The sequence below is a fragment of the Pseudoalteromonas sp. TAE79 genome, from assembly GCF_000498015.1.
GTDB lineage: Bacteria > Pseudomonadota > Gammaproteobacteria > Enterobacterales > Alteromonadaceae > Pseudoalteromonas.
This window is the reverse complement of sequence record NZ_AUTL01000233.1, coordinates 1-25,422: the sequence shown is the minus strand read 5'-3', so window position 1 is coordinate 25,422 and position 25,422 is coordinate 1. Positions and strand designations below refer to the sequence as shown.

Annotated in this window: 33 protein-coding genes and 2 pseudogenes; 5 read left to right on the top strand and 30 right to left on the bottom strand. The window is 39.0% G+C overall.

Going from position 1 to position 25,422, the window contains the following annotated elements; all coding sequences use genetic code 11:
* From L655_RS0118310 to L655_RS0118290, 6 genes and pseudogenes are all read right to left on the bottom strand, one after another.
* Positions 1-383 (bottom strand): annotated as a pseudogene (locus L655_RS0118310) (integrase); the annotation flags it as partial.
* Entirely contained in the window at positions 364-852 is a 489-nt protein-coding gene (locus L655_RS0118305) for a hypothetical protein (RefSeq protein ID WP_024605857.1), read from the bottom strand. The pseudogene L655_RS0118310 and the gene L655_RS0118305, both read right to left, overlap by 20 nt.
* The gene (locus L655_RS1000000128420) at positions 849-1,223 is read right to left on the bottom strand and encodes an ATP-binding protein (RefSeq protein WP_275041164.1); all 375 of its coding nucleotides are present in this window, start codon (positions 1,221-1,223) and stop codon (positions 849-851) included. The genes L655_RS0118305 and L655_RS1000000128420 overlap by 4 nt, the downstream gene beginning before the upstream one ends.
* Positions 1,181-1,585 carry an ATP-binding protein gene (locus tag L655_RS1000000128415; protein WP_024605855.1) on the bottom strand — a complete coding sequence of 135 codons (405 nt, stop codon included), beginning with the start codon at positions 1,583-1,585 and terminating at the stop codon, positions 1,181-1,183. Before L655_RS1000000128415 ends, L655_RS1000000128420 begins: the two co-directional genes overlap by 43 nt.
* Entirely contained in the window at positions 1,575-3,083 is a 1,509-nt protein-coding gene (gene istA / locus L655_RS0118295; protein ID WP_158000947.1) for an IS21 family transposase, read from the bottom strand. Before istA (L655_RS0118295) ends, L655_RS1000000128415 begins: the two co-directional genes overlap by 11 nt.
* 264 nt (positions 3,084-3,347) lie before the next feature.
* Positions 3,348-3,605, bottom strand: a complete 258-nt coding sequence (locus tag L655_RS0118290; protein ID WP_024605853.1) for a hypothetical protein — start codon at positions 3,603-3,605, stop codon at positions 3,348-3,350.
* A gap of 224 nt (positions 3,606-3,829) precedes the next feature.
* On the opposite strand from L655_RS0118290, the gene L655_RS0118285 reads away from it, so the two are divergent.
* Both L655_RS0118285 and L655_RS0118280 read left to right on the top strand, forming a co-directional pair.
* On the top strand, positions 3,830-4,684 hold the full coding sequence (locus L655_RS0118285) for a hypothetical protein (protein ID WP_024605852.1): 855 nt from the start codon (positions 3,830-3,832) through the stop codon (positions 4,682-4,684).
* Between the two features lie 437 nt (positions 4,685-5,121).
* Positions 5,122-5,439: a hypothetical protein gene (locus L655_RS0118280; RefSeq protein ID WP_024605876.1), complete on the top strand. Its 318-nt coding sequence runs from the start codon at positions 5,122-5,124 to the stop codon at positions 5,437-5,439.
* Between the two features lie 37 nt (positions 5,440-5,476).
* Here the strand turns inward: L655_RS0118280 and L655_RS0118275 are convergent, their stop codons facing one another.
* The 13 genes and pseudogenes from L655_RS0118275 to L655_RS0118220 all read right to left on the bottom strand — a co-directional run bounded on the left by L655_RS0118275 (position 5,477) and on the right by L655_RS0118220 (position 14,216).
* A complete protein-coding gene (locus L655_RS0118275) occupies positions 5,477-7,243 on the bottom strand; it encodes a hypothetical protein (RefSeq protein ID WP_024605875.1) in 1,767 nt (588 codons plus the stop codon).
* A gap of 18 nt (positions 7,244-7,261) precedes the next feature.
* The gene (locus L655_RS1000000127050) at positions 7,262-7,762 is read right to left on the bottom strand and encodes a hypothetical protein (protein ID WP_024605874.1); all 501 of its coding nucleotides are present in this window, start codon (positions 7,760-7,762) and stop codon (positions 7,262-7,264) included.
* Positions 7,763-7,978 carry a hypothetical protein gene (locus L655_RS0118265; protein ID WP_024605873.1) on the bottom strand — a complete coding sequence of 72 codons (216 nt, stop codon included), beginning with the start codon at positions 7,976-7,978 and terminating at the stop codon, positions 7,763-7,765. It lies immediately after the preceding gene.
* A gap of 120 nt (positions 7,979-8,098) precedes the next feature.
* Positions 8,099-8,476: a hypothetical protein gene (locus L655_RS0118260; RefSeq protein ID WP_024605872.1), complete on the bottom strand. Its 378-nt coding sequence runs from the start codon at positions 8,474-8,476 to the stop codon at positions 8,099-8,101.
* Positions 8,476-8,886, bottom strand: coding sequence for an HNH endonuclease signature motif containing protein (locus L655_RS1000000127455; RefSeq protein WP_241764517.1), 411 nt, complete (start codon positions 8,884-8,886; stop codon positions 8,476-8,478). Before L655_RS1000000127455 ends, L655_RS0118260 begins: the two co-directional genes overlap by 1 nt.
* Positions 8,887-8,925: 39 nt before the next feature.
* Positions 8,926-9,051 (bottom strand): annotated as a pseudogene (locus L655_RS1000000128410) (RHS repeat-associated core domain-containing protein); the annotation flags it as partial.
* Positions 9,052-9,109: 58 nt separating this feature from the next.
* A complete protein-coding gene (locus L655_RS0118250; protein ID WP_029752134.1) occupies positions 9,110-9,565 on the bottom strand; it encodes a type II toxin-antitoxin system YhaV family toxin in 456 nt (151 codons plus the stop codon).
* A 20-nt stretch (positions 9,566-9,585) separates the two neighbouring features.
* Positions 9,586-9,915, bottom strand: a complete 330-nt coding sequence (locus tag L655_RS0118245; RefSeq protein ID WP_024605869.1) for a type II toxin-antitoxin system PrlF family antitoxin — start codon at positions 9,913-9,915, stop codon at positions 9,586-9,588.
* 89 nt (positions 9,916-10,004) lie between these two features.
* Positions 10,005-10,961 (bottom strand): tyrosine-type recombinase/integrase, encoded by a 957-nt coding sequence (locus L655_RS0118240; protein WP_024605868.1) that lies wholly within the window; start codon positions 10,959-10,961, stop codon positions 10,005-10,007.
* Positions 10,942-11,433, bottom strand: coding sequence for a hypothetical protein (locus L655_RS0118235; RefSeq protein WP_024605867.1), 492 nt, complete (start codon positions 11,431-11,433; stop codon positions 10,942-10,944). Before L655_RS0118235 ends, L655_RS0118240 begins: the two co-directional genes overlap by 20 nt.
* A complete protein-coding gene (gene istB / locus L655_RS0118230) occupies positions 11,430-12,185 on the bottom strand; it encodes an IS21-like element helper ATPase IstB (RefSeq protein WP_024605866.1) in 756 nt (251 codons plus the stop codon). The genes L655_RS0118235 and istB overlap by 4 nt, the downstream gene beginning before the upstream one ends.
* On the bottom strand, positions 12,175-13,728 hold the full coding sequence (istA, locus tag L655_RS0118225) for an IS21 family transposase (RefSeq protein ID WP_024605865.1): 1,554 nt from the start codon (positions 13,726-13,728) through the stop codon (positions 12,175-12,177). Before istA (L655_RS0118225) ends, istB begins: the two co-directional genes overlap by 11 nt.
* Before the next feature lie 221 nt (positions 13,729-13,949).
* Positions 13,950-14,216, bottom strand: coding sequence for a hypothetical protein (locus L655_RS0118220; RefSeq protein WP_024605864.1), 267 nt, complete (start codon positions 14,214-14,216; stop codon positions 13,950-13,952).
* 161 nt (positions 14,217-14,377) lie between these two features.
* Here L655_RS0118220 and L655_RS0118215 point away from each other — a divergent pair, with 161 nt between their 5' ends.
* A complete protein-coding gene (locus tag L655_RS0118215) occupies positions 14,378-15,310 on the top strand; it encodes a hypothetical protein (protein ID WP_125825562.1) in 933 nt (310 codons plus the stop codon).
* 438 nt (positions 15,311-15,748) lie between these two features.
* Positions 15,749-16,066, top strand: coding sequence for a hypothetical protein (locus L655_RS0118210; RefSeq protein WP_024605862.1), 318 nt, complete (start codon positions 15,749-15,751; stop codon positions 16,064-16,066).
* An 85-nt stretch (positions 16,067-16,151) separates the two neighbouring features.
* Here the strand turns inward: L655_RS0118210 and L655_RS0118205 are convergent, their stop codons facing one another.
* From L655_RS0118205 to L655_RS0118165, 11 genes are all read right to left on the bottom strand, one after another.
* Positions 16,152-16,694 carry a hypothetical protein gene (locus L655_RS0118205; protein WP_024605861.1) on the bottom strand — a complete coding sequence of 181 codons (543 nt, stop codon included), beginning with the start codon at positions 16,692-16,694 and terminating at the stop codon, positions 16,152-16,154.
* A 22-nt stretch (positions 16,695-16,716) separates the two neighbouring features.
* The gene (locus L655_RS1000000128180; RefSeq protein WP_024605860.1) at positions 16,717-17,376 is read right to left on the bottom strand and encodes an RHS repeat-associated core domain-containing protein; all 660 of its coding nucleotides are present in this window, start codon (positions 17,374-17,376) and stop codon (positions 16,717-16,719) included.
* 51 nt (positions 17,377-17,427) lie between these two features.
* Positions 17,428-18,168 (bottom strand): hypothetical protein, encoded by a 741-nt coding sequence (locus tag L655_RS0118195; RefSeq protein WP_198925118.1) that lies wholly within the window; start codon positions 18,166-18,168, stop codon positions 17,428-17,430.
* Positions 18,169-18,176: 8 nt separating this feature from the next.
* Complete coding sequence (locus tag L655_RS01000000125880) at positions 18,177-19,592, bottom strand: RNA-directed DNA polymerase (RefSeq protein WP_198925119.1); 1,416 nt, start codon at positions 19,590-19,592, stop codon at positions 18,177-18,179.
* 82 nt (positions 19,593-19,674) lie between these two features.
* Entirely contained in the window at positions 19,675-19,815 is a 141-nt protein-coding gene (locus L655_RS1000000127625; RefSeq protein WP_198925120.1) for a hypothetical protein, read from the bottom strand.
* 84 nt (positions 19,816-19,899) lie between these two features.
* Entirely contained in the window at positions 19,900-20,853 is a 954-nt protein-coding gene (locus tag L655_RS0118185) for a tyrosine-type recombinase/integrase (protein WP_024605858.1), read from the bottom strand.
* Positions 20,834-21,322, bottom strand: a complete 489-nt coding sequence (locus L655_RS0118180) for a hypothetical protein (RefSeq protein WP_024605857.1) — start codon at positions 21,320-21,322, stop codon at positions 20,834-20,836. The genes L655_RS0118185 and L655_RS0118180 overlap by 20 nt, the downstream gene beginning before the upstream one ends.
* Positions 21,319-21,693, bottom strand: a complete 375-nt coding sequence (locus L655_RS1000000128405) for an ATP-binding protein (protein WP_275041164.1) — start codon at positions 21,691-21,693, stop codon at positions 21,319-21,321. Before L655_RS1000000128405 ends, L655_RS0118180 begins: the two co-directional genes overlap by 4 nt.
* Positions 21,651-22,055, bottom strand: coding sequence for an ATP-binding protein (locus L655_RS1000000128400; RefSeq protein ID WP_024605855.1), 405 nt, complete (start codon positions 22,053-22,055; stop codon positions 21,651-21,653). Before L655_RS1000000128400 ends, L655_RS1000000128405 begins: the two co-directional genes overlap by 43 nt.
* On the bottom strand, positions 22,045-23,553 hold the full coding sequence (istA, locus tag L655_RS0118170; RefSeq protein ID WP_158000947.1) for an IS21 family transposase: 1,509 nt from the start codon (positions 23,551-23,553) through the stop codon (positions 22,045-22,047). Before istA (L655_RS0118170) ends, L655_RS1000000128400 begins: the two co-directional genes overlap by 11 nt.
* A 264-nt stretch (positions 23,554-23,817) precedes the next feature.
* Positions 23,818-24,075 carry a hypothetical protein gene (locus L655_RS0118165; protein WP_024605853.1) on the bottom strand — a complete coding sequence of 86 codons (258 nt, stop codon included), beginning with the start codon at positions 24,073-24,075 and terminating at the stop codon, positions 23,818-23,820.
* Between the two features lie 224 nt (positions 24,076-24,299).
* Here L655_RS0118165 and L655_RS0118160 point away from each other — a divergent pair, with 224 nt between their 5' ends.
* The gene (locus L655_RS0118160; RefSeq protein ID WP_024605852.1) at positions 24,300-25,154 is read left to right on the top strand and encodes a hypothetical protein; all 855 of its coding nucleotides are present in this window, start codon (positions 24,300-24,302) and stop codon (positions 25,152-25,154) included.
* The last annotated feature ends 268 nt before the right edge of the window (positions 25,155-25,422 follow it).

Sequence of the window (25,422 nt, the reverse complement as noted above, 5' to 3'; positions counted from 1 at the left end):
ACACTATAAAGTGCTTTGGGTATCTGTTCTCCTTTTGATGGGAGTTCGATATTTTCAAGCGAATTTGTTGGCAGCAGCTTTTTGATATGCATGACCTTTACGAATGTTTTAACAAACGTAAGTAAATTTCGTTTTTGAGCAGGGCATAGCGGCTGATTATCTAGCGGTTTGCGATATGCGTTTAGATAAGCAGCATAGTCATCCATCAAGTCAAGATCGATTTGGTCAATGCGCGTAACATTGCGGTCTATACACCAAAGAAAAAACTTCTTAAGACCGCCTCGTTTACCTCGCACTGTATCTGAGCTTTGCCCCTTTGCGAGACAAAGCTCAAAGTAGTACTTGGCACATCGCCATATCCGATTAGTGGTAGGTTTGTCCATGTATCAACTCTTTTGCATTTGACATACCTGTTTCCACATAAGCTTTCGGCTCTGGCTTGTGCCAATAGACAACTGCTTTGTCACCATTTCGGATGCGGCCTATACGATAACCAACAGCAGATATGATGCTGCCATTGTTATCTACAGTGGGTATTACAATGCAACCTCTGAATAGTTCATGCCCTGTTGCTCGAATTAACCCGCAACGTTGCAAGCTACCGCGAATAGAGGCCCCCTCAGGTGTTCGAGCCTTAGGGATGTTTGTGCCCATCGTGCGATCACAAAGACCGATACGTAAGTCAAATTTAAATTCATCGTCAATCCGACAACTGTTAACAACAAATTGTTGTGCCAAAGTGCTTGCCTGATAACGCTGCTGGTAATAATCGAATACCTGTTTGATATTGAGGTCATCAAGATTGATTTGGCCTAAAACATTAAGATAACTATCTAGTGGAATCGAGTTCATTTTAAGCCTCCTTGAATTCCCATTAACTTTCTGAACGACTCACCTTTCATATTGATTTTGTGAGCGCTGTGGACAATGCGATCTAAAGTAGAGTCCGCTATTGTCTCGTCCCCAAACGCATCATACCAATCACCGACTGGGTACTGAGAAGTAATAATCAAAGAGCCTTTTTGATCACGCTGTTCGATTAGCTCAAACAATGCATGGCGCTCAGTGACTGTAAGAGGAGCAATTCCCCAATCATCAATGACTAATAAAGGTACTTTTTTAACCTTGTTCAAAAATGTCGTGACTCCTTTTTCTGACTTATCGGCAGAAAGCTTAATGATTAGTTCGCTGAAGCGGCATTGAAAGGCTTCAACTGATTGCATAATAACTTCGTTTGAAAACGCACTAGCCAAATATGTTTTGCCCAAGCCAGNATGTGGCGGTGGTTATTTAACCATTCTAACTCGGCTAACTCCTTTATTACTGCTGGCTTTAATGACGTTTGAATTTTGTAATCAATCTCAGCAAGTGAAGCGTGTTTCCAACGAATGTTGGAGCGCTTTAGCAATCGAGCTATATGAGAATTTGAAGTTAAAGTAAGTTCTTCTAGTGCTAAGCCATGAAGCCGCTCAAAAAAACTCATATCTTCATATTTATCACTACTGCATTGGCGCTCTAGCTCTGCATTCATACCATTAAGTTTTAACTTAAGTAATATCTCGGAAATCTGTTTTTTAAGCGTCATAATCGCCTCCAAAGTAATCTTTACCACGAACATTTTCGTGCTTACGCACATATGCTGGTAGCTTATCGAAACCACCTTCGAGCTTTTGTGCGCTGATAATTAGATTGATATCTGTTGGTCTATCCATCTTATGCGCTAAAGCATACTCAACAGCTTTGGTAACAACATGTTCGCCACGTTTTTGCACCATATCCATTAATGCTTTGCAGCGTTTAGCTATTGGTCTGGATTTCGGATTGTTAGTTTCCGAATACCACTTTTCAACGATTGCAGTCACTGGTTCACTAATGTCCCGTGCCCATTCAAGATTTAGTGCTTTGTCACACATGTTGTGATCAGCTAAATGCTCAACTGGCATATGTTCTGGAATGGTTGTAGCCCCCATGATTTCTTGGCTCATTACATGTTTATAAACGAACTCATTTTGATAGGAGATGGAGAGGTGGGATTGTGTGATAACAACATCAACAATCTCGCCTGCAAGTGCATAGGGAACTGAGTATTCATGTTGCTTGTATTTAAAGTGGTAATTAGATTGAACACGAATTAACTTGCGTTCTACGACCATTGCAAATGGCAACGCAGGTAAACATCTTTGCTCTAAAATTTCACGCTCACCGAGGGCGAACAGGTCATTTCGGGAAATATCGAATCCTTGAAACTTTTCGTTATTCAGCAGCTCTACTTCTCGTGCTAAATGACGATTGATTTCGTGTAAGCTGAAAAAAGACATCTCCAACATCGGCACCAAAATGCGTTGAGTTACAAATTTCACGCCTAACTCAACCAAGGATTTATCTTGAGGGCGACCCACTCGGCAAGTATCCATCAAACAACCGTAGTGTAATCCCCACGCTTCAACATTATCGACTAAATTAGCGATAAGTCCGGCTTTATTGACTAACGCTTTTGCGTTGTCCATAGAGATAGTTTCAGGGCAACCTCCGTAATATTCAACAGCGCGGGTCATCCCATCTATCCAATGAATCGTTTTCTCACCCGCAGTCGCAAAAGCAAAAATCTTCTTAGAAGCGCCTAGTACAGCAACAAATACTTTAACCCATACTTTTTCACCATTGTCCGTGTAAAAGACTTGCGTCCCGCAGTAGTCGATATACAAGGTCTCTCCTGCCGCATGGTGCTGCTTCATCACAATTTTTACGCGCTTCATGACTTTATTTAGTTTTCGGAAGTATTGTGATTTGCTCAGCGCTGTTGATGGATCTTCGGCTTGATACTCTAAGAAAAGTATTGTGCGCGATTTACGTTTACCACGAGGCTTTCCAAGCTCCTGTAATGCTTTATTGTAATCAGGTTCTCGTTTGTCGTGGATTCGCTTAGACTCAATACGCAAAGCTTCTTTCGCTTCTGTATCATTGAATTGCTCAAGTAAAGGGTGGTCTACCCCGTAGCGCTCACAGCGTTTGTTTATTCTGTGAGTTGCAGATGGCGAAGCACCTGCAATTCTTGCTTGTTCTCGAACAGTGATGTGAGGCATGACAAATTTGGCTCTCACTGCTGCTCTAATGGTTGTTACTGGCATCATTATGATGTCCTCTTTTTAGGTGAAAAAGAGGCGCAGGCGGCACTGGCTCTCACACAATTAAGGTGAAAACTTGACAAAAGCCGCATTCAGAACAATGATTAAGCATCGAGAGTTCATTTCGATGTTAATTCAGAAAGCCTTTAGAGTTGCCGCTCTCAGGGCTTTTGTTCTTTCTACGCCATAATTTATTGTTAAACCAGATAAAACTACATCGAATTAGTCCTCTTTCTTAAACGCTTGTGCCGCTAAAAAAACACCAACATCTTTTACAAATGCAAACCAACCCCTTCGATTAGGTAATCGAAATATTGGTACAGGTAAAGTCTGCCTTTGAATGGCCTGTTTAACAGCAGCAATGCTGCGGTAATTCAAAGCACGTTGTAACTGGCTTGTATTGAGAATTGGTGAACCATACAAATTCAATAAATCTTGCTCTATTTGTGTCGCCAACAATTCCCGTTCTTCATCACACAAGGTTTGTATTCCTCCGTTTCATACAAGGGGTAACTTTTAGCCTATACTCATTTATTAAAAATCACATTGTCGCTTTTTTATACAATTCAATTTTCCAGCAATATGAAAAAAGGAGATTTATCACAATGAATTTAAATGTAATTTTTGAAAGCACAGTAAAAACTGCTTTATGACTTAAAACAAAGAATGAAATACATAATCAATAATTAAATGCCAATCATGTAATGAACGAATTAGCGAATTTCAAAGTCAGGGAGAGTAAAAGAGATAAATTAGCGAAAATGTACTTAACGCTTTCACCAGCAATACGTTCTGTAGCTTCTCAAACTACGATTCAACATCACCTAGCTGAATGCAGATTTGAAAACATGGCAATGTTTATCAAATCTCTTGAATATAACGACAGAGATCCGCTAACCAAAAAATATGGAAATTTTTGGTACAAACTACTGTCGGGCAGAGGTATCAAACACATTGGTAACTTGAAGCACTTTATTGAATCAATTTGTTGGTATTCCGCGCTTATACTGCGCCACGATCTATGGCTTTTCATTGATGGAAAGCTGGAAATAAAAGATGCCATTAAAAAACTAGATCGAGACTTAAAACGACAACTTTTTACAAAAAAAGCACTTAAAAGTAGAAGCTTTGAACATTCGATTGGCTCATTTAAGCAGTCTTACCATAGACAGCGCCTTAATTTATATCGTCAACAAACGTTAGGCTCACTAGAAGCACTAATGATTATTGCAATGCTGCAAACCCAAAAGTACCAACATAGCAGACCATCTTCAGCAGAGAAGTTTGCCTACGGCCAATTCTTGTATCTGTTTGGATACAAATACCAAGCGCTCAAAAAAATAGAAATAGGACATAAAATTGCTTTGCGTTTTTCAGGAAAAAGCGCGTTAGGTACAAGTGATACTTTGCGTCAGCGACTAACTTATGATTTTGAGAAGTTAGATGAGATAATTGCTATCGGTAGAAGCTGTAAAGTTGAAAACTTAGACCAATTTGTTAGTGACGAGATCTTAAAAAATATTCTTTCAAAACCCAACCATCTTTATTTTTATTCATAACCACAGATGCAATTACGTTGATCATTATTCGAAGGCTAACCTTAGCTTTGTTCCACTTATATGCTTTTTCTGTTTCGTCTTAATAAACACGTTGTTACACCTTAAAAGATCAAGCTGTCTTTTTTGATGGGAATATATACCTGTAAATTCGCATTCGAATGGCACACCAAACATCACCCTTTGGCACAACAGACATTTTTAAGCTGAAACACGATTTGTATTACCGTGGTACAAGCTTGTTTTAGCCACCGAAATTTTAATTAATATTTGTAAAATTAATGACTAACAAAAAGTGCAGATGTTTGATCATGACCATAGCAACAGTCTATCGCCAACGCCAATTTTAGGTGAAAAAAATGATATTAGATCCATGCTTTCAATATGTTTTTAACTGAAACTTTTCTATGATAATCGTAAATTCTTATGAGGGTTAGGTCATGAATACAACGGTTAAAGATTGGTACATCGTTTCTGTTTTTGATGATAAGGAATTGATCGGCAAAATCCTCTGGGGCACTTGCGAAGAAGATGAGACTTACAGATTTTCTCCGGGGAGCTATATTAGTACATCAAAGATTGAAAAGATTTTTCCAAACAAAAGATTAATCATTACAGCGAGTGGCAGTTTCTATCATGTGATCGGTAGTGGTGATGTTGCACAAGTACAAATGAAAGACTTCGAACTCCTCCGGCACGGCTTCAGTCCTGAGCAGATCACCCAACTGAATTTGACACCAAACGGATTTTTTCATTAGGCCAGTATAGTTTTAAGTATACTTGAGAAAAGTAACGTTAAGGTTTACACAATATATGGGCTTGAATGCCAAGCTCTTTGCACGAACTGATAAATGTATTTATCAACCAAATCAACTGTACGTAATGTGGTTTAGACCTCCTATTATGTTGAAGCTTAGTCAATTCGCTTGATAACTTTGTTTTACTTAAAAATGGAGTTGCTAAAACAATTTTTTTTATGGAATTGGGGTTTTGGTATACTGTATCTAGCGCAGATTCTAAATCTTGCCAATTAGATGCTCCCGTAACTCGCGGAATATTAGTATTCTCGTAATTTTTATTCCACTCGCTGTCATACTTCCTTTGGAACTGTTCTTTTATCGCTTGGGTTCGACCAATATTTTTAAGTGCTTGTGCTATAACATCATGAAAAGCACTAGCGCCATATGAATCTTTTTTTGTGAATTTAGAGTGTATAAAAGAAATTGATGGAATGTTATCACTGATATCTATAGCAATATGGTCTGCCCATTCATCATTCATATCATCACAAATAACAATATCATGATTGGCACAATATTGATCTTCAACCTGCCTAAATAATGAGGTTGTTGGAAATCTAGTTAACTGATTTCCATGAGGCTTTTCTTTCTCTGAAACAACATTATTAAAATTAAAGTTATCATCGAATATATTCAATATCGAGGGAATATTATTTAACAACTGCTTATCTTCAAAACAAGATTTTGAATAATACGAATAGTTTGGGGAATCGAACACAGCAGAAAATGGTTTATTCTTGTTGATGTAAGATCCCAATGAATATGGTTCTAAACTGTCTTCTGAGACTAAGATACTGTCTAGCAGTTTATTTCTAATTGTTATCAGCTTTTTAGTATAGGAAACTTTACCAGATAAAAGAACACCTTTGACTTTCAAAGTGTCATTCTCAATTAGAATCGGGGATTTCAGTTGGTTAAATAGTTGGTTAATTTCATAAGCTTCAAGCTGCGAATCATTATCCTTATAAAGAGTTGCACCACCATTGTTTACTTTATTTTCTATTTCTCCAAGGTCGATAAGAACTGCAACAACTTTAAATCCAGCATCGAATATGTCTTGCAAGCAAACAGGAGCAGCGAAGTTACTTAAAAATTCACTTTGATTTGTTGTAGCTTCGAGTTCTTCTTTTGTTAAAACAACCCAATCGACCAGACCGTCAAAACCAGACTTTTTATCTCGATGACTAACTCTAGATGTACTTGGAGTTAAAGTGTATGACTCATCACCAATTTTCATTCTAAAGTTACTTGGAATAGACCTGCTAGATGAATTTGAAGAAAGAATTCCATTTAAACTTTTCGCTTCTAATGATCGAGACCGAATAACAGCATTTGAAATACTCATGCTTTTCATTGTCACTCGCTCATACTCAGGAGCTTTATCTCCGTGAAAGTGACAAAATTTATCGTAATCAAACTCTTCAATGAAATTCGAAAAGTGTGATTCTGGTGAGTCCACATACTTCTTTAAAATAGCCAATGCATCATTACATTCAATTAACAACAAATAAGCATACTTTTTTTCTAAAGTTGTTGTACCCACTAAAAATGAGGGTTCCGAATCAATTCTATAAGAAACTAGAGAATAATTAACTTGATTCCCAGCTTGAGTTTGATAGGAATTACGTTGTTCATTTACTAAATAATTTCCAACTCGATCTTTTGATATTTCTTTAAAGGTATCATCAACAGACTTCTTGGTAAGTGGTTTATTTAACTTATAAAACTGTACATTTTTGCTTAGACTTAAATTCCTTATCATTTAATTTAATCCTTATTATTAAAATGGCTTATTTATTTTCGCTTTGGCTAAACGCTTTAGTTCATCAAACCAAAACGTTCCCGCTTCTAAACAATTAGGGTCAAGCGCTGTTAACTCTTCTTTAAACTCTTGAATAAAACTAATCATCACTCTATTTTCAACGAATGAATCTTCGTCAACAGCAATAGCCTTTTCCACCATAATTGCATAAAACTGTAGTGCCTTTCTAAGCAAATATGGAGAGGTATTTACAAGCTGCCTATCTGAGCCAACAAAAACTTGAAGCGTGTTGAGATCAATGAAAATATCTCTATCATCCCTGTCTTCTCCGATCTTCAAAATATCAGATTCAACACTATAGTTATCAAAGCTGATATTAGGAGCAACCCAATCGGGCAATCCTAAAACACATAATGCTCGAATATCGTCTATAGACGCATTGAATCCTCTGAGGTAGTTACTATCCCATTTAATATAATCAACATCATCCCAATAGTCTTTTTCGGTATATATAATCATCTACTTTAGTAACTCAGACTTCGCAGCATCAATAGCTTTAATATATGTATCTAACTCTACGTTTACCGAAGATATCTGACCATGAGGCATTTCAAATTTTAGTGGCTCGTTGGGTTCATTGGTTACAATGCCGACAAATACATTATCAATTTTAATTTCCGCAATCAGGTTGTCATAATCCAAATCACTGCATACTGTTATTTCAATATTTTCCATGTCGTTATAATTTCCTTAAAGCATTCGCTTAAAATAACATTCTTCTTTGAAAACAACAAAAAGCCCCGCAATTGCGAGGCTTTGGATTCAAAAGTAATGGAAAGTTACTGAAACTTATAATTACTGTACATGGACAGAAATAAGTTCAAATTCAAAAGCATTACCATTTTCATAGACTCTAACAAATAGTGATAAGTCACTTAATCCTTCTTCAACTGTATTAAGATCAACTAAAACGTCCCAGTACTCTATCATCCACTGACAAGCTGAGTGCTCCCATGTTTTGTCATCTAATGGGGCTAACTCGCATCCATAATCATCCACATTGTCTTGAATCTCTTGCATGAGACTTTGTGAAACGGGTCGAATTCCTTGCAATGCATTTAGTGCATCTCTATCTTTGCTTTTAATAGCATCAACAATATTTACAAATAGTCCTCTCCATGAGGTCGGAACTTGTTGTTGATTATCTTTATCCTTTAACACTTCTACTTTCATTAGTCTTTCTTCTTACTATGTAAATCTTTATGACAATCGGTACAAACTTCTGCATGGTTTTCAGGTGTCGTAGGTCCGCCATCAGCGTGACGATCTATGTGATGTCCAGCAGAGTTTGAAGCGTCTATATCAGTACCACACCCATTAGCACATTTATTTCCTTGCTCTTCTCTTTTTTTAGCACGTTCATCTGGTGTAAAGAACCTTTTTTTGTCTCTCTCTTCTTTCGGTACGGAACCGGGGCCAGTTGGAGGTTTTGGTAAAGCTCCCTCACTGCTTGGAACATCCGATTCAGGAACATCACTATCATTTCGAACTGGCTGAGGTGTTGGAGCAATTACACCATGTCGTTGTAAAAATTTCTTGAAGCTTCTATAGCTTGTTTTCGCTGTGCGAACAGGTTCTTTCAAGAACCTAAATGCTAACCTTCTAACTCGTCCGTCTGGATCTGTATATTTGTAGGGGTTATTTCCTACATATGAATAGCGATTAAAAGTTGTAACATCCCCAGTAAACCCAACCGGATCATTCGAGTAGAAACGACCTATGACTGGATCATAGTATCGTGCCTGCATATAAAATAATCGGAAATACGATCCAGACTACTTTCTTGTGGAAAAACAAGCGGTTTGCTTATGGAGAGAGCAATTCGTCCTTGGCTGCTTTTAAAAGATCATCCCATCCCTCAGGAGGATGACCAGACTTTAACATCTTTTCGAACACTTTGTAAGCATCTGTTTTGCTTCCGTATGCACGTTTATTCTTTTCATCATTTACCCAAGCATAAACGATAACTTTTGACTCTAGGTGATATCGAAAAAACAAACGGTACTGCTGAAAGAACTTTGCTCGAAACCAATGCTTGTTATCATCACCTAATGTGCTGCCTTGGCGAAATTCAGCACTGGTAGGGTCATGTGGTATTAATTCGAAAATTAACCTTTGAATAGCAGCTAATCGTTTCGTGGCGTTCTTTTTAAGATAGCCCTTTGGATCTTTTTCACGTAAAGCCTCAACTTGTGATTTCAGACCAAGATACTGCTCTTTAAACAATGGATGAGTGTAAAGTGTCCAACCATTTACGACCATTGGTATCGTTTTTTGCAAACTTACTCGTCCTCATCCAATAACGGAGCATCTAAATCAATTTCAACACCTTCAACCAACGCATCAACGCTTTCTCGCATACTTGCTGATAACGGCTCTAGTCTTTCAGGGTGAGCCTTCATATCACGCGCTATGAATGATAAAAACTCGCCAAGTACAGGGTCGCTTTTTTGCGCTTCTGCACGTGAGATAACAACGCTGCCATCAGACTGTATCGCGTATTTAATTTTGTCTTTCTTGCCTAAGTGCAACGCCTGACGAACAGGACTAGGCACCGTAGTTTGAAAACGGTCTGTTAATGTTGATTCAGTTTCTAAAGCAACTTGTGCCATAACAACCTCTATCTTTTACTTGTTTCATTGGTTTTGATTTTAGTATGAATGAAGAGGTAATGCAAACGCATTACCTCTTTTTTAGTGAGCTAGAAAATGCTCAAGTTGCTTAACGCTGAAGGATGGGACTTGCCATAGACCTCAGCAAGCTTAGTGCGTGAAACATGGGTATAGATTTGTGTAGTGGAAATATCAGCGTGACCCAACATTTCTTGTACATGACGCAAATCAGCACCATTATCAAGCATTGTCGTAGCAGTGGCATGGCGGAACAGATAACAAGAGCCAGCACGTTTGATACCCGCCAACATAACATAGCGAGACACCATATCTGACAACTTATTGGGTTTAAATCGTTTGCCATTATTCGCCAAAAATAATGCGCTACCTGAGCTGATGAATGAAATACGTGGTCTGATTTTACTCAAATAAAACGCTATCCATTCACAGCCGCGTGTGCTGATTGGCACAATACGTTCACGGTCACCTTTGCCTTTACGCACACGCACTTGCTGCTCATTTAAATCAACATCATCAATGTCTAAATTAGCAAGCTCTGTGCGACGAATACCTGTCGCAAAAAAGGTTTCCATGATGGCTCTGTCACGCATACCAGTGAAGCCAAACACTAATGATTGATCAAGAATTTTCGAGATCTCAGTTTGTGTAAAAATGGCTTTAGGCAGAGGGCGACCTAACTTGGGCAGTTCAATATTTTCCAGTGTGTTTGAACTGAGTAACTCCTTAACATAGAGTTTTTCAACAAATGTTTTTACATAAGTCAGGTAGCCACGTTTGCTAGCAACCGTCATTGGTTTGCCATCCAAGGGTTTGCGATACTGGTTGAGGTAAAGCATGTAGTCATCCATCAAATCTAAATCAATTTGGTCGATGTCATATACTCCCTTGGTCGCACACCACGCATTGAATTTATCCAATCCGGCAGCTTTATTCACAATGGTATCTGGCGAATCACCCTTTGCCTCACAAAGCTTTAGATAATAAGGGATGTTATCGCTGATCCGCTTAGTGACAGGCTTTTCCATAAATCACCTCCTTAACAAATGCCAACCCTTCATGAACATAGCCATCGAGCTTAGGTTTTTCCCAGTAAACAACTTCCTGTTGCCAGTGACGAATTCGCTTACCGAAACGATAACCAACAGCAGAAATGATTTGTCCACGCTCATCCAATTTCGGGAACACTGCACAGCCTCTAAACAATTCACTGCCAGAGGAGCGTATTAAGCCAACCGTTTGCATAGTGCCACGCATGGCACCACCTGATAAGGAACGAGCTTTAGGAATTTCAGTACCTAAGGTTCTGTCGCAAATACCAGCGTAGCTATGATCTCGTAATTCGTCTGGTATACGGGAGGACTCCAGAACAAATTGTTGATACTGCTCGTTGGCTTCAAAGCACTCACGATAATAATCAAACATTTGCTGAATATAGATGTCCTCTAAATTCAACTGCCCCAATACCTGCATATAAGATGGTTGTTGTATCTTGCTCATTTGCGACCTCCATTGACTCCAAGCTTTCTGCGAATTGAACCACCTTGTTTGCGGTCGATGTGATGAGCATTGTGAACAATGCGATCAAGTACAGAGTCAGCAATAGTGGGGTCCCCAAAGGCTTCATACCAACTCGACATTGGATACTGAGAAGTAATGATCAGTGAACCTTTTTGATCACGAGATTCAATAAACTCAAACAACAAATGTCTTTGAGCAGCATTTAACGGAGCAACGCCCCAGTCATCAATTACAATGACTGAACCACGGTTGAGCTTTTTACAATACTGCGTAAATCGCTCTTCTTTATCCGCTGCCGTTAAGAGCAACAGCAGCTCGTTATAACGGAAAAAGAGAACACTCATACCAGCCATGATGACTTTGTTAGCAAGTGCGCAAGCTAAATGGGTTTTTCCTGAACCAGTAGGGCCAGTAAAAACAACATGTTGATTGTTTCGAAGCCAATGTAACTCCGCCAAGTTCTCGACTTTGGCAGGTTCTAAACCGGGATGGAGTTTATAATCAATCAGGCCAATAACCGCATTAGGCCAACGCAATTTTGCCTGTCGCTGAAGCGTTTTTATGCGTTTATTTAGCGTTGATGACTCCTCCTCTGTGAGAAGATGGTCAAGTCGAGCTAAAAAGCTCTTGTTATCGAAAGCGCTGGAGGAAAACTGGACTTCCAACGCAGCCATAACACCAGTTAATTTGAGCTTCTCGCATTTATCAATCACTTTATCTCTAAGCTTCATGAGAACCTCCGTAGTACGCGCTACCACGCACATTTTCATGGGCTGCGATATATGCAGGCAGATTTTTGATACCCTCCTGCTCAACTTGAGCACGTACAACCAGCTCCACATCCGAAACACTTAACATGTCATGTTGAAGCGCATATTCGCACGCATCGTTGAGCACATTGCTGCCTTTTTTATCGCTGAGTTTCATCAGCGCTCGACAACGTTTGCCTATAGCGCGAGAGCGTGGGTTATTTACCTTGGAATACCAAAGCTCAACCAACTGGCTCACATGTGAACCAGATTCAACAGCCCACGCTAGGTTCTTGCCCATATCATTACTTTCAAGATCGGCAAGATGGTCTGGGTGCATGTGCTCTTCGAGGATTGTTGATCCCTTGGGATCATCAACAAGTTCATGCTCAGCAACGAGCTGATGCATATGTACAATGCGAAGGTGCGTTAGTGTGGCGTAAACCTCTACCGATTCACCATGAATCATCCAAGGAACAGAGTATTCATGATTGCGGTATTTGACTGTATACTCAGGTGAAACTTGCTGGATCAGTTTCTCTACGATCATGTCAAAATCGGTATGAGGTAGAGGGTTCAAGACACCTTTTTCATTTTTGTAAAAGAGATCATTGCGTGAGAAATCTAAGCCTTGAAAATTCAGATTATTCAACACTTCTACTTCTTTGCTAAGGTGTTGATTGACTTCTTTAAGGCTAAAGAAATCCCAATCCTGATTCATCGGAATGAGAATGCGTTGAGTAACAAATTTAACGCCAAGTTCAGCGAGTGCCTTATCCTTTGGACGGCCTACACGACAAGAATCCATCAGGCAGTTATAGTGATCACCAAACGCACTCACATTCTCAACAAAAGTGGGGATGAGACCCGGCTGAGAAACCAGTGCTTTGGCATTGTCCATCACAACCACTTCAGTTGCACCACCGAAATAAATGAACATTCGACGCATCGCTTCAATCCAATCAGCCGTGGTTTCACCGGGAGTGGCAAAGGCAAAGATCTTCTGGCTAGAGCCTAGCACTGCAACAAAGACTTTAGCCCAAACCTTTTCACCGTCTACGTTGTAGCATACTTTGGTGCCAGCATAGTCGATATAAACGACTTCACCTGCTGCATGGAGCTGCTTCATTGAAAGCTTGCAGCGCTTCAAGACCTTCTTGATGGTGCGGCAAAAGTGTGAATAGCTCATTGCTGACATCGGATCTTCTGCATAATATTCAAGATACAGAACTGTTATCGACTTACGCTTTCCTTTTTCCTTAGTACGCTCTTCCACAATATATTGAATTTTCGGCACACGTTTTTTTGCGTTCTTCAAGATATCAGGAAACATCAGCTTAATAAGCGCCTCATCATTGAGCTGTTCAGCCAGTAGGTGATCAACATCGTACTTTTCACAGCGCTTGTTAACTCTCACCATAGAAGAAGGTGATGCATTGGCAAAATCTGCTTGTTTACGAATAGTAATGTCAGGCAGCACGAATTTTGCGCGGATCGCTGCCCGGATTTGAGTTGGTTTTAACATCTGTTATTACCCTTATTTATCTAAAATAAAGGCACAGAGGGGCCAACAAGAAAATAACCAAACTTTCTTGACATGTGGCCCACTTACAACGACACTAACAACATCATCTATGCAAAAGATGTTTTTCAGAAGCCCTAGAGTTGCCGCTCATTATTGGGCTTCTGTCGTTTCTGCGCCAGAAAAAATTATTTACTACTAATACTGCTTAATATCTTTACTAACTAGTCATCTTTTTTCTCCTCGTTAAATGCTTGCTCTGCCAAAAATTGTGCAACGTCTTTTATTAAGGCGAATTTGCCGCGACGATGTGGCATTTCAAATGTGTGTACAGGGAAGACACCTCGCAATATCGCCTGCTTTACCGCATCCACCGAGCGATAATTTAATGCCCGATGTAACTGCTTCAGCGTTAGAATCGAAGACCCATGAAGTTTCAATAAATCGGCTTCAAGGGCTTTTGCCAGTTCCTGTTTTTCGGTCTCACTCAAATTAAGTCACTCTCCTTTTGGAAATTAGCGGAACTTTTAGCGTAGAATGGGATTCAAGCCAGATCTACGTTGGGCGAGTACAAGCAATCGTTCTAGGTTTAATATGCGGTAACTAGTTGATAGGTAATAAATAATTGATTTGATAAAGTTTGATGAAGCTTATGAATTCTGGCGAAAACCCATATACTTACACCAAAAATAAATACAAAAAAAGTTTAAACCGCCTGTCTATTAAGCAGTATAAAAAGTTAAGTGCGCCTTTAAAGCGGGTATACACGCAGGTTAAGTTTAAGAGTTATTTATCTCAAAAGGGCTACCATTCTATTGCAGAATTCATCAGACACCTGCATACAATTGAACGACATCATTATTCTGAACCGACAAAAATAGACAATGATATAACCCATTTAGAATTTGAAACGGGCTACTGGTACAAATTGGCAAAGGGACAGTCAATTGAAAAGCCATCAAAGATTTTCCAAGTAAATGATGCGGTAGGCTTTTATGAGCTATTTGGGCGAGTACATCCTTTTTGGAATTTATTAAACCGAAAAGCCAGAGTGCAAAATTGCGCATTTCAATTGCCAGATGAAATGAAAAAACGGATTTTTAAAACCCATCATTTTCCTAACGGCTTATCGACAGAAAGGTTCATCGACAACCTAAAGCAAATAAACCCCGCGCAACTCAATAATCTTTATGCCACCAAGTCAATTGATTCACTACTTGCTTTGATGGTGATGTGTGTTGCTCATCAATATCGTGGGGGGAGAAAAACCAGTCGAAAAGTAGAGAAATATTTTTACGCTCAGTTTCTCTATTTGATGGTATTTAAATATGACATTAACTTGATACTTGAGCTTTACGTTTATATTTTCTTTTTGCTTGAATCCAATTCGTTGTTCAAAACGAGCAATACAAATAAAGCGCTAGATGTTGACCAGTTATTTTCCGACCAAACGTTTGTTAAATCATTAATCAAATCGACCGAATCACTTAATAATAAAGAACAAGAAGAAAAGCTCAGTCAAAAGATCATGACTTACTTAAATAAACAGAAAACTCATCCTTATTTTCATGCCTACGGTAAATAACCAAAACTACCGATTTGAGCCGTTATTAATTTAATAATTAATATCCTTGTTTCATTCTGATGCAATTTTTGTTTCAGGGCGACTAACGTCATCGTATCACCAAGATGAAATTAGGTGTGTCTTTTTAGGGTAATATATACCTGTAAAATGAAGTCAGAATGACACGCTTCAGTTCCCCAATTGGCACACAAAAAGCTATTCAGGTGACACTAGAATTGCATCAGAATGAAACACGCCTATAAATCAACCAAAAACCATAATTAATTATTGTGAAATTAACAGGTTGCAATATCCGTACTTTGCCGACTATTAACTAAACATGTGTCTATCGCCAATGCTAATTTCAGGTAAAAAAACTGCGGATTAGATCCATGCTTTCAGTATGTTTTTAACTGAATTTTTTCTATGATCATCGTAAATTGTCACAGGGCTTAAATCATGAATACTACGGTTAAAAATTGGTACATCGTTTCTGTTTTTGATGATGAGGAATTGATCGGCAAAATCCTCTGGGGCACTTGCGAAGACGATGAGACTTACCGATTTTCTCCGGGGAGCTATATCAGTACATCAAAGATTGAAAAGATTTTTCCTGACAAAAGATTAATCATTACAGCGAGTGGCAGTTTCTATCATGTGATCGGCAGTGGTGATGTTGCACAAGTACAAATGAAAGACTTCGAACTCCTTAGGCACGGCTTCAGTCCTGAGCAGATCACCCAATTGAATTTGGCACCAAACGGATTTTTTCATTGAGCCGATAGCCAGCCTTGAAAACGAAACCAAGTCACCAAGGCCAGAAAAACAAAGCCCCGCGAGTGCGAGGCTTTGGATTCAAATATTAACTTAGCTTCAAATCTAAAGATTCATGAGATTCTAAAGTTGGAGATAATCTCCATCCACTTTTTAGCTTCTCTTGCGCTCCGGGGAAAATAAAATTGTTACCAACTTTTTTAGAACCTTTTGCAATTAACTTTTTGAAGGATTTAAACATTTCTTTTGAAGTCTTTGTTTCCCCAGTTGTTCGCAAGGTGGTTGCAACAATAGTAGATTGAGCTGCTATGCCTCCCATCAAAATTTCTACAGAATCAGGATTATAATTTTGGTCAATAATAGTTTTCGTTCCACTACCATCCTTTAATTGGATAATTCTACTTTTTAACTCATTATCTGGCTTCGAAATTAAATACCTAACAGTTTGATTAGGTTTAGACTCAGATACTAAACCACTTGCCAGAATATCTGGTTCCAGAGACTGTTTGTTCTTTTGATTAATATCACTAGTTATCTCAGTAAATAGGTGAGGCTCGATATTGCTGAATATTTCACGCAATATCGAAAAATCATCTCTATCCAAATAGATATCAATTGTGGAACCACTCAATTTAATCACCTCTAAAAATTTATCAACATGATGTTTTAGCTACACAAACTACAGGTTGTTGAGAGCGCTCACCAATATCTCTAGCCGCTGACGCTTCGCGTGTTGTTAGTCCCCCAGCAGCATTTGTATCGACTGTTTGCACTTGGAAGCCATTTCCATTTGCATCAGTAGCACTGCCATCTGAATAACGACTACCTTTGTTCCCAGAGCCACCGGGATAGCGTGTTTCCTTGCCACCAAAACCAGCAGTTACATTCCCTCCATTGGCAGTAATATTATCACCAATAGCTTGGTTCTGCGCTCTAGTATCTATGCCACCTTTCCTTCCTCCAAACTTACGACCTAAAGCCTCTAATCCTTTCTTAGCTGCTTTAATGTCACTCATATCTACTGGGGAAACTAATGATATAGCGGCTTCGATTCGGTCCATTGGGGTAGAGCTTGGTGCAAACACTGTTACTACGTCTCCTGCGACATCAAATGCTGCTTCAATAACATTACCATTATGTTTATATGTTGATTTAATAAACTTCGTAACTGCATTTCTGCCGTCAGGGTCAACATATTTGTATGGATTATTGTTGGCGTAAGCATAGCGGTTAAAGTTATGAACATTAGTAAAACCCTGAGGATCATTCGAATAGAAACGACCTATGACTGGATCATAGTATCGTGCCTGCATATAAATTAGTACGAACTACGATCCAGTCTGATTTAATAAACTCGTAAGTTACTAACCTCCAAACGAGTCTATAGATAACTTTGCAGAATATTCGGAAACGACAGACCTAAATAGCTCGAATACCTCTACTTTAGATACTCCACCTGTAACCAAGTAAATTAATTCATCAAAGTCAAACTCAACAAAATGATTTAACCTTGGATTTAATAGAACACCTCGCTTCCATTCCATTGTGTTTTTCTCAATTGATGACGCATAACTTAATAACCAATAAATTAACAACTGCCTGTAGTCATTAGATGAGAATCCCTTTGACGTACATTTTACTTCAATTAATGTACTACCTACCGAAAAATCCCCAACTCCATTGGATATCCATTCAAAACCAAATATTTTTGGAGAAGTTACAATATTGCAGCCATCAGATAATATATTTAAGCTTTTAACCAAGTTGTTTGATGTCTTACTAATAATGGATAATTCTATATCTGTTAGCTGAGACGGTGTACTTGCGTCAAAATATTTCGATTGTCTTTCTATGGCAAGTTGAATGCAATTTTCAATATTTTCTGGGGATTTGGAAAGTGTCTGTTCAGCTTTCGCAAAAGCAACTTCAAATAACATTGCCGCGTTTGTATTTATGCAAAGCATATCTTGAGAACTTATTGGATTCACTCCACCAAACGATTGTGACTTTCGATTTAATAACGCAACCAGCCCCGGCAACAACCGGGGAAATAATATGTCGCAAACCCCCGGAATATCTCTGGCGACAGTTCTAGGGTCTCGCATGGGGAGTCTTAAGAATCGCATTTTTCGGCCCATTGTTTGAATAATTTGCCAAAGGAAGTTCCCGCTTTACTCTCAACACCAAGCGCCCAATAATTGTCTGTACCGTTATTAACTTGGTTCCTAAAATGAAGTCCGTCATCACCAAATTTATACGATGCTAGCCACAGCATTCTTTGAACCTCTGCTCCTTGGGTGGACCATGCATTTCTCACTGAAATGAATGAAGGCCGATCATTCCAATGTCTCCAACAATCAATACAAGCTCTTTTGACCGTCTCAAATTTAGTTTTATTAAAAACATCACTAGCCACGAAAACGCTTCTAGTTTCCGTCTTTTTAAACCTTATTGCCCTTAGAAAATGCAAACAGTTAGACTCAGGTAAAAGAAGGTGTTTTGAATGTGAAATAACTTCATCTAAGCAAACATCTAAAGTAGCGTGTATGGAAGAGAAATTGGAATCACTTCTAAGTGAAATAACACCTCTCATGATAGTAGGCCACGATGCCCTAAACGCATTTAAATTTTGCACGGACAGCAGAGTTCTGCATAATTGAAGCGCTGTCATCGGTGTTTGCAGTTTTAAAGTTCTACTGATTTGTGACACTAAATACGCATCTGGTTGGCTTTTACTGGTTTCAGCCGCTAACAACGTTTGAAGATCAATCTCTTTTACAGTTTGTTGTAAGTCTTCATAATCCTGATGAGGATCATCTGTATAAGGATCAAAATACAAATCGATCTCTTTCAACTTACTTGCTTGATCATCACTTGCAAATAACTGTGCAGTTACAAAATCTTTATAGTGCTTAGCACTAAGCAATGTTGTTTTACTTCTATTTAATGACAGTCCATAGTCAGCTAAAACATTGGAAAGAATCGAGAGAGCCTCATAGGCTTTAGCTTGACTATCCGCAACCAAAGTAAAGTCGTCAACATACCGATGCCAAATGATCCCATTTTGGCTAAGCAATGAATCTATTGATGTCATCAAAAGCTCCGCAAGAACCCTTGCACATTGCCCACCAACAGGAAGACCGAAGGAGCGACCAGAACTTAGTTGATTCAAAATTCGATCAATTTGAGTACCGACAGTATCATTTTCTCCGAAGAGATCATCGACACAATTTTCAACCCTGTGGTGATATATATGTTCGTAAAAACTAGAAATGTCAGTTTGAATTACAACAGTGTTAGGCGAATCTAATAGTGGTTCGTTTAGAGTCGCTTCTTTATAGGCTCTCCAAGACTTAGATCTGTCGAAAAACTCAACTGTATCTTTAGAATATCTATATGAATGTGCCCTAGTATTTCGATTAGGCTCATTAGCTTCTGCAATTGCTATCGCCAAACCATTTAAATAAATATTCCAAAAAGGGTGTATTTTTGTGGATGTTCGGAATCCATATGCCCCCGTAGGCGTCAATAGCCTTTCATTAAAAATTTGGAGTGAATTTAATTGATTAGCGGCATTCTTTTTACCGCTTTTATTTAACCTTTCAAAATATTCAAACGCGATTTTTTGCTAACTGTACAGGCTTTTCAGCAATGAATCGATTATCAATATTAAATGGCAAAGTATCATTATCTCCGTGCTTCCCAATCTCTTCAGCGGCTCTTTGAAAGTGTTCTAATTGTATAGTTTGCAAAATTCACCATCCTTGATTACTTTTCATCAATTCACTTATTTTAAATTTAACTAATTAAACGAAATTAAGATACTAATTTTCTTATCAAAACAACCCACTACCACCTTCAGCAGAAGGATGAGTCGCTTCATAAACTTCAGATAACTTTTTACGGCTTACGTGCGTATAGAGTTGCGTGGTGAGGATGCTGGCATGGCCTAGCATTTCTTGGATATGGCGAAGGTCAGCACCATTGTCTAACATCGTTGTTGCGGTGTTGTGGCGGTATAAGTGGCACGCGCCACTACGATCAAACCCGGCTAATTTCACGTACTGAGATGCCATATCAGACAACTTACCCGGTACATAGCGTTTACCATTGTTAGCCAGAAACAAAGCCTTTCCTGAGCCGATGAACGCAAACATTGGTCTAATCTTACCTATGTAGAAAGCTAGCCACTCACATCCTCGCAAACTGATTGGCACCAAACGCTCTTTCTTACCTTTGCCGTGAACTCGAACTAACTTGCTGTTAAAGTCGATATCATCAATATTCAGCTTAACTAGTTCACCTCGTCTGATGCCTGTCGCAAAAAAGGTTTCAAGAATAGCGCGATCACGCAAACCTTTAATCCCGAACAGCAGTGGCTGCTCTAATATGGTTTCTATCTCTTCGACACTATAAAGTGCTTTGGGTATCTGTTCTCCTTTTGATGGGAGTTCGATATTTTCAAGCGAATTTGTTGGCAGCAGCTTTTTGATATGCATGACCTTTACGAATGTTTTAACAAACGTAAGTAAATTTCGTTTTTGAGCAGGGCATAGCGGCTGATTATCTAGCGGTTTGCGATATGCGTTTAGATAAGCAGCATAGTCATCCATCAAGTCAAGATCGATTTGGTCAATGCGCGTAACATTGCGGTCTATACACCAAAGAAAAAACTTCTTAAGACCGCCTCGTTTACCTCGCACTGTATCTGAGCTTTGCCCCTTTGCGAGACAAAGCTCAAAGTAGTACTTGGCACATCGCCATATCCGATTAGTGGTAGGTTTGTCCATGTATCAACTCTTTTGCATTTGACATACCTGTTTCCACATAAGCTTTCGGCTCTGGCTTGTGCCAATAGACAACTGCTTTGTCACCATTTCGGATGCGGCCTATACGATAACCAACAGCAGATATGATGCTGCCATTGTTATCTACAGTGGGTATTACAATGCAACCTCTGAATAGTTCATGCCCTGTTGCTCGAATTAACCCGCAACGTTGCAAGCTACCGCGAATAGAGGCCCCCTCAGGTGTTCGAGCCTTAGGGATGTTTGTGCCCATCGTGCGATCACAAAGACCGATACGTAAGTCAAATTTAAATTCATCGTCAATCCGACAACTGTTAACAACAAATTGTTGTGCCAAAGTGCTTGCCTGATAACGCTGCTGGTAATAATCGAATACCTGTTTGATATTGAGGTCATCAAGATTGATTTGGCCTAAAACATTAAGATAACTATCTAGTGGAATCGAGTTCATTTTAAGCCTCCTTGAATTCCCATTAACTTTCTGAACGACTCACCTTTCATATTGATTTTGTGAGCGCTGTGGACAATGCGATCTAAAGTAGAGTCCGCTATTGTCTCGTCCCCAAACGCATCATACCAATCACCGACTGGGTACTGAGAAGTAATAATCAAAGAGCCTTTTTGATCACGCTGTTCGATTAGCTCAAACAATGCATGGCGCTCAGTGACTGTAAGAGGAGCAATTCCCCAATCATCAATGACTAATAAAGGTACTTTTTTAACCTTGTTCAAAAATGTCGTGACTCCTTTTTCTGACTTATCGGCAGAAAGCTTAATGATTAGTTCGCTGAAGCGGCATTGAAAGGCTTCAACTGATTGCATAATAACTTCGTTTGAAAACGCACTAGCCAAATATGTTTTGCCCAAGCCAGNATGTGGCGGTGGTTATTTAACCATTCTAACTCGGCTAACTCCTTTATTACTGCTGGCTTTAATGACGTTTGAATTTTGTAATCAATCTCAGCAAGTGAAGCGTGTTTCCAACGAATGTTGGAGCGCTTTAGCAATCGAGCTATATGAGAATTTGAAGTTAAAGTAAGTTCTTCTAGTGCTAAGCCATGAAGCCGCTCAAAAAAACTCATATCTTCATATTTATCACTACTGCATTGGCGCTCTAGCTCTGCATTCATACCATTAAGTTTTAACTTAAGTAATATCTCGGAAATCTGTTTTTTAAGCGTCATAATCGCCTCCAAAGTAATCTTTACCACGAACATTTTCGTGCTTACGCACATATGCTGGTAGCTTATCGAAACCACCTTCGAGCTTTTGTGCGCTGATAATTAGATTGATATCTGTTGGTCTATCCATCTTATGCGCTAAAGCATACTCAACAGCTTTGGTAACAACATGTTCGCCACGTTTTTGCACCATATCCATTAATGCTTTGCAGCGTTTAGCTATTGGTCTGGATTTCGGATTGTTAGTTTCCGAATACCACTTTTCAACGATTGCAGTCACTGGTTCACTAATGTCCCGTGCCCATTCAAGATTTAGTGCTTTGTCACACATGTTGTGATCAGCTAAATGCTCAACTGGCATATGTTCTGGAATGGTTGTAGCCCCCATGATTTCTTGGCTCATTACATGTTTATAAACGAACTCATTTTGATAGGAGATGGAGAGGTGGGATTGTGTGATAACAACATCAACAATCTCGCCTGCAAGTGCATAGGGAACTGAGTATTCATGTTGCTTGTATTTAAAGTGGTAATTAGATTGAACACGAATTAACTTGCGTTCTACGACCATTGCAAATGGCAACGCAGGTAAACATCTTTGCTCTAAAATTTCACGCTCACCGAGGGCGAACAGGTCATTTCGGGAAATATCGAATCCTTGAAACTTTTCGTTATTCAGCAGCTCTACTTCTCGTGCTAAATGACGATTGATTTCGTGTAAGCTGAAAAAAGACATCTCCAACATCGGCACCAAAATGCGTTGAGTTACAAATTTCACGCCTAACTCAACCAAGGATTTATCTTGAGGGCGACCCACTCGGCAAGTATCCATCAAACAACCGTAGTGTAATCCCCACGCTTCAACATTATCGACTAAATTAGCGATAAGTCCGGCTTTATTGACTAACGCTTTTGCGTTGTCCATAGAGATAGTTTCAGGGCAACCTCCGTAATATTCAACAGCGCGGGTCATCCCATCTATCCAATGAATCGTTTTCTCACCCGCAGTCGCAAAAGCAAAAATCTTCTTAGAAGCGCCTAGTACAGCAACAAATACTTTAACCCATACTTTTTCACCATTGTCCGTGTAAAAGACTTGCGTCCCGCAGTAGTCGATATACAAGGTCTCTCCTGCCGCATGGTGCTGCTTCATCACAATTTTTACGCGCTTCATGACTTTATTTAGTTTTCGGAAGTATTGTGATTTGCTCAGCGCTGTTGATGGATCTTCGGCTTGATACTCTAAGAAAAGTATTGTGCGCGATTTACGTTTACCACGAGGCTTTCCAAGCTCCTGTAATGCTTTATTGTAATCAGGTTCTCGTTTGTCGTGGATTCGCTTAGACTCAATACGCAAAGCTTCTTTCGCTTCTGTATCATTGAATTGCTCAAGTAAAGGGTGGTCTACCCCGTAGCGCTCACAGCGTTTGTTTATTCTGTGAGTTGCAGATGGCGAAGCACCTGCAATTCTTGCTTGTTCTCGAACAGTGATGTGAGGCATGACAAATTTGGCTCTCACTGCTGCTCTAATGGTTGTTACTGGCATCATTATGATGTCCTCTTTTTAGGTGAAAAAGAGGCGCAGGCGGCACTGGCTCTCACACAATTAAGGTGAAAACTTGACAAAAGCCGCATTCAGAACAATGATTAAGCATCGAGAGTTCATTTCGATGTTAATTCAGAAAGCCTTTAGAGTTGCCGCTCTCAGGGCTTTTGTTCTTTCTACGCCATAATTTATTGTTAAACCAGATAAAACTACATCGAATTAGTCCTCTTTCTTAAACGCTTGTGCCGCTAAAAAAACACCAACATCTTTTACAAATGCAAACCAACCCCTTCGATTAGGTAATCGAAATATTGGTACAGGTAAAGTCTGCCTTTGAATGGCCTGTTTAACAGCAGCAATGCTGCGGTAATTCAAAGCACGTTGTAACTGGCTTGTATTGAGAATTGGTGAACCATACAAATTCAATAAATCTTGCTCTATTTGTGTCGCCAACAATTCCCGTTCTTCATCACACAAGGTTTGTATTCCTCCGTTTCATACAAGGGGTAACTTTTAGCCTATACTCATTTATTAAAAATCACATTGTCGCTTTTTTATACAATTCAATTTTCCAGCAATATGAAAAAAGGAGATTTATCACAATGAATTTAAATGTAATTTTTGAAAGCACAGTAAAAACTGCTTTATGACTTAAAACAAAGAATGAAATACATAATCAATAATTAAATGCCAATCATGTAATGAACGAATTAGCGAATTTCAAAGTCAGGGAGAGTAAAAGAGATAAATTAGCGAAAATGTACTTAACGCTTTCACCAGCAATACGTTCTGTAGCTTCTCAAACTACGATTCAACATCACCTAGCTGAATGCAGATTTGAAAACATGGCAATGTTTATCAAATCTCTTGAATATAACGACAGAGATCCGCTAACCAAAAAATATGGAAATTTTTGGTACAAACTACTGTCGGGCAGAGGTATCAAACACATTGGTAACTTGAAGCACTTTATTGAATCAATTTGTTGGTATTCCGCGCTTATACTGCGCCACGATCTATGGCTTTTCATTGATGGAAAGCTGGAAATAAAAGATGCCATTAAAAAACTAGATCGAGACTTAAAACGACAACTTTTTACAAAAAAAGCACTTAAAAGTAGAAGCTTTGAACATTCGATTGGCTCATTTAAGCAGTCTTACCATAGACAGCGCCTTAATTTATATCGTCAACAAACGTTAGGCTCACTAGAAGCACTAATGATTATTGCAATGCTGCAAACCCAAAAGTACCAACATAGCAGACCATCTTCAGCAGAGAAGTTTGCCTACGGCCAATTCTTGTATCTGTTTGGATACAAATACCAAGCGCTCAAAAAAATAGAAATAGGACATAAAATTGCTTTGCGTTTTTCAGGAAAAAGCGCGTTAGGTACAAGTGATACTTTGCGTCAGCGACTAACTTATGATTTTGAGAAGTTAGATGAGATAATTGCTATCGGTAGAAGCTGTAAAGTTGAAAACTTAGACCAATTTGTTAGTGACGAGATCTTAAAAAATATTCTTTCAAAACCCAACCATCTTTATTTTTATTCATAACCACAGATGCAATTACGTTGATCATTATTCGAAGGCTAACCTTAGCTTTGTTCCACTTATATGCTTTTTCTGTTTCGTCTTAATAAACACGTTGTTACACCTTAAAAGATCAAGCTGTCTTTTTTGATGGGAATATATACCTGTAAATTCGCATTCGAATGGCACACCAAACATCACCCTTTGGCACAACAGACATTTTTAAGCTGAAACACGATTTGTATTACCGTGGTACAAGCTTGTTTTAGCCACCGAAATTTTAATTAATATT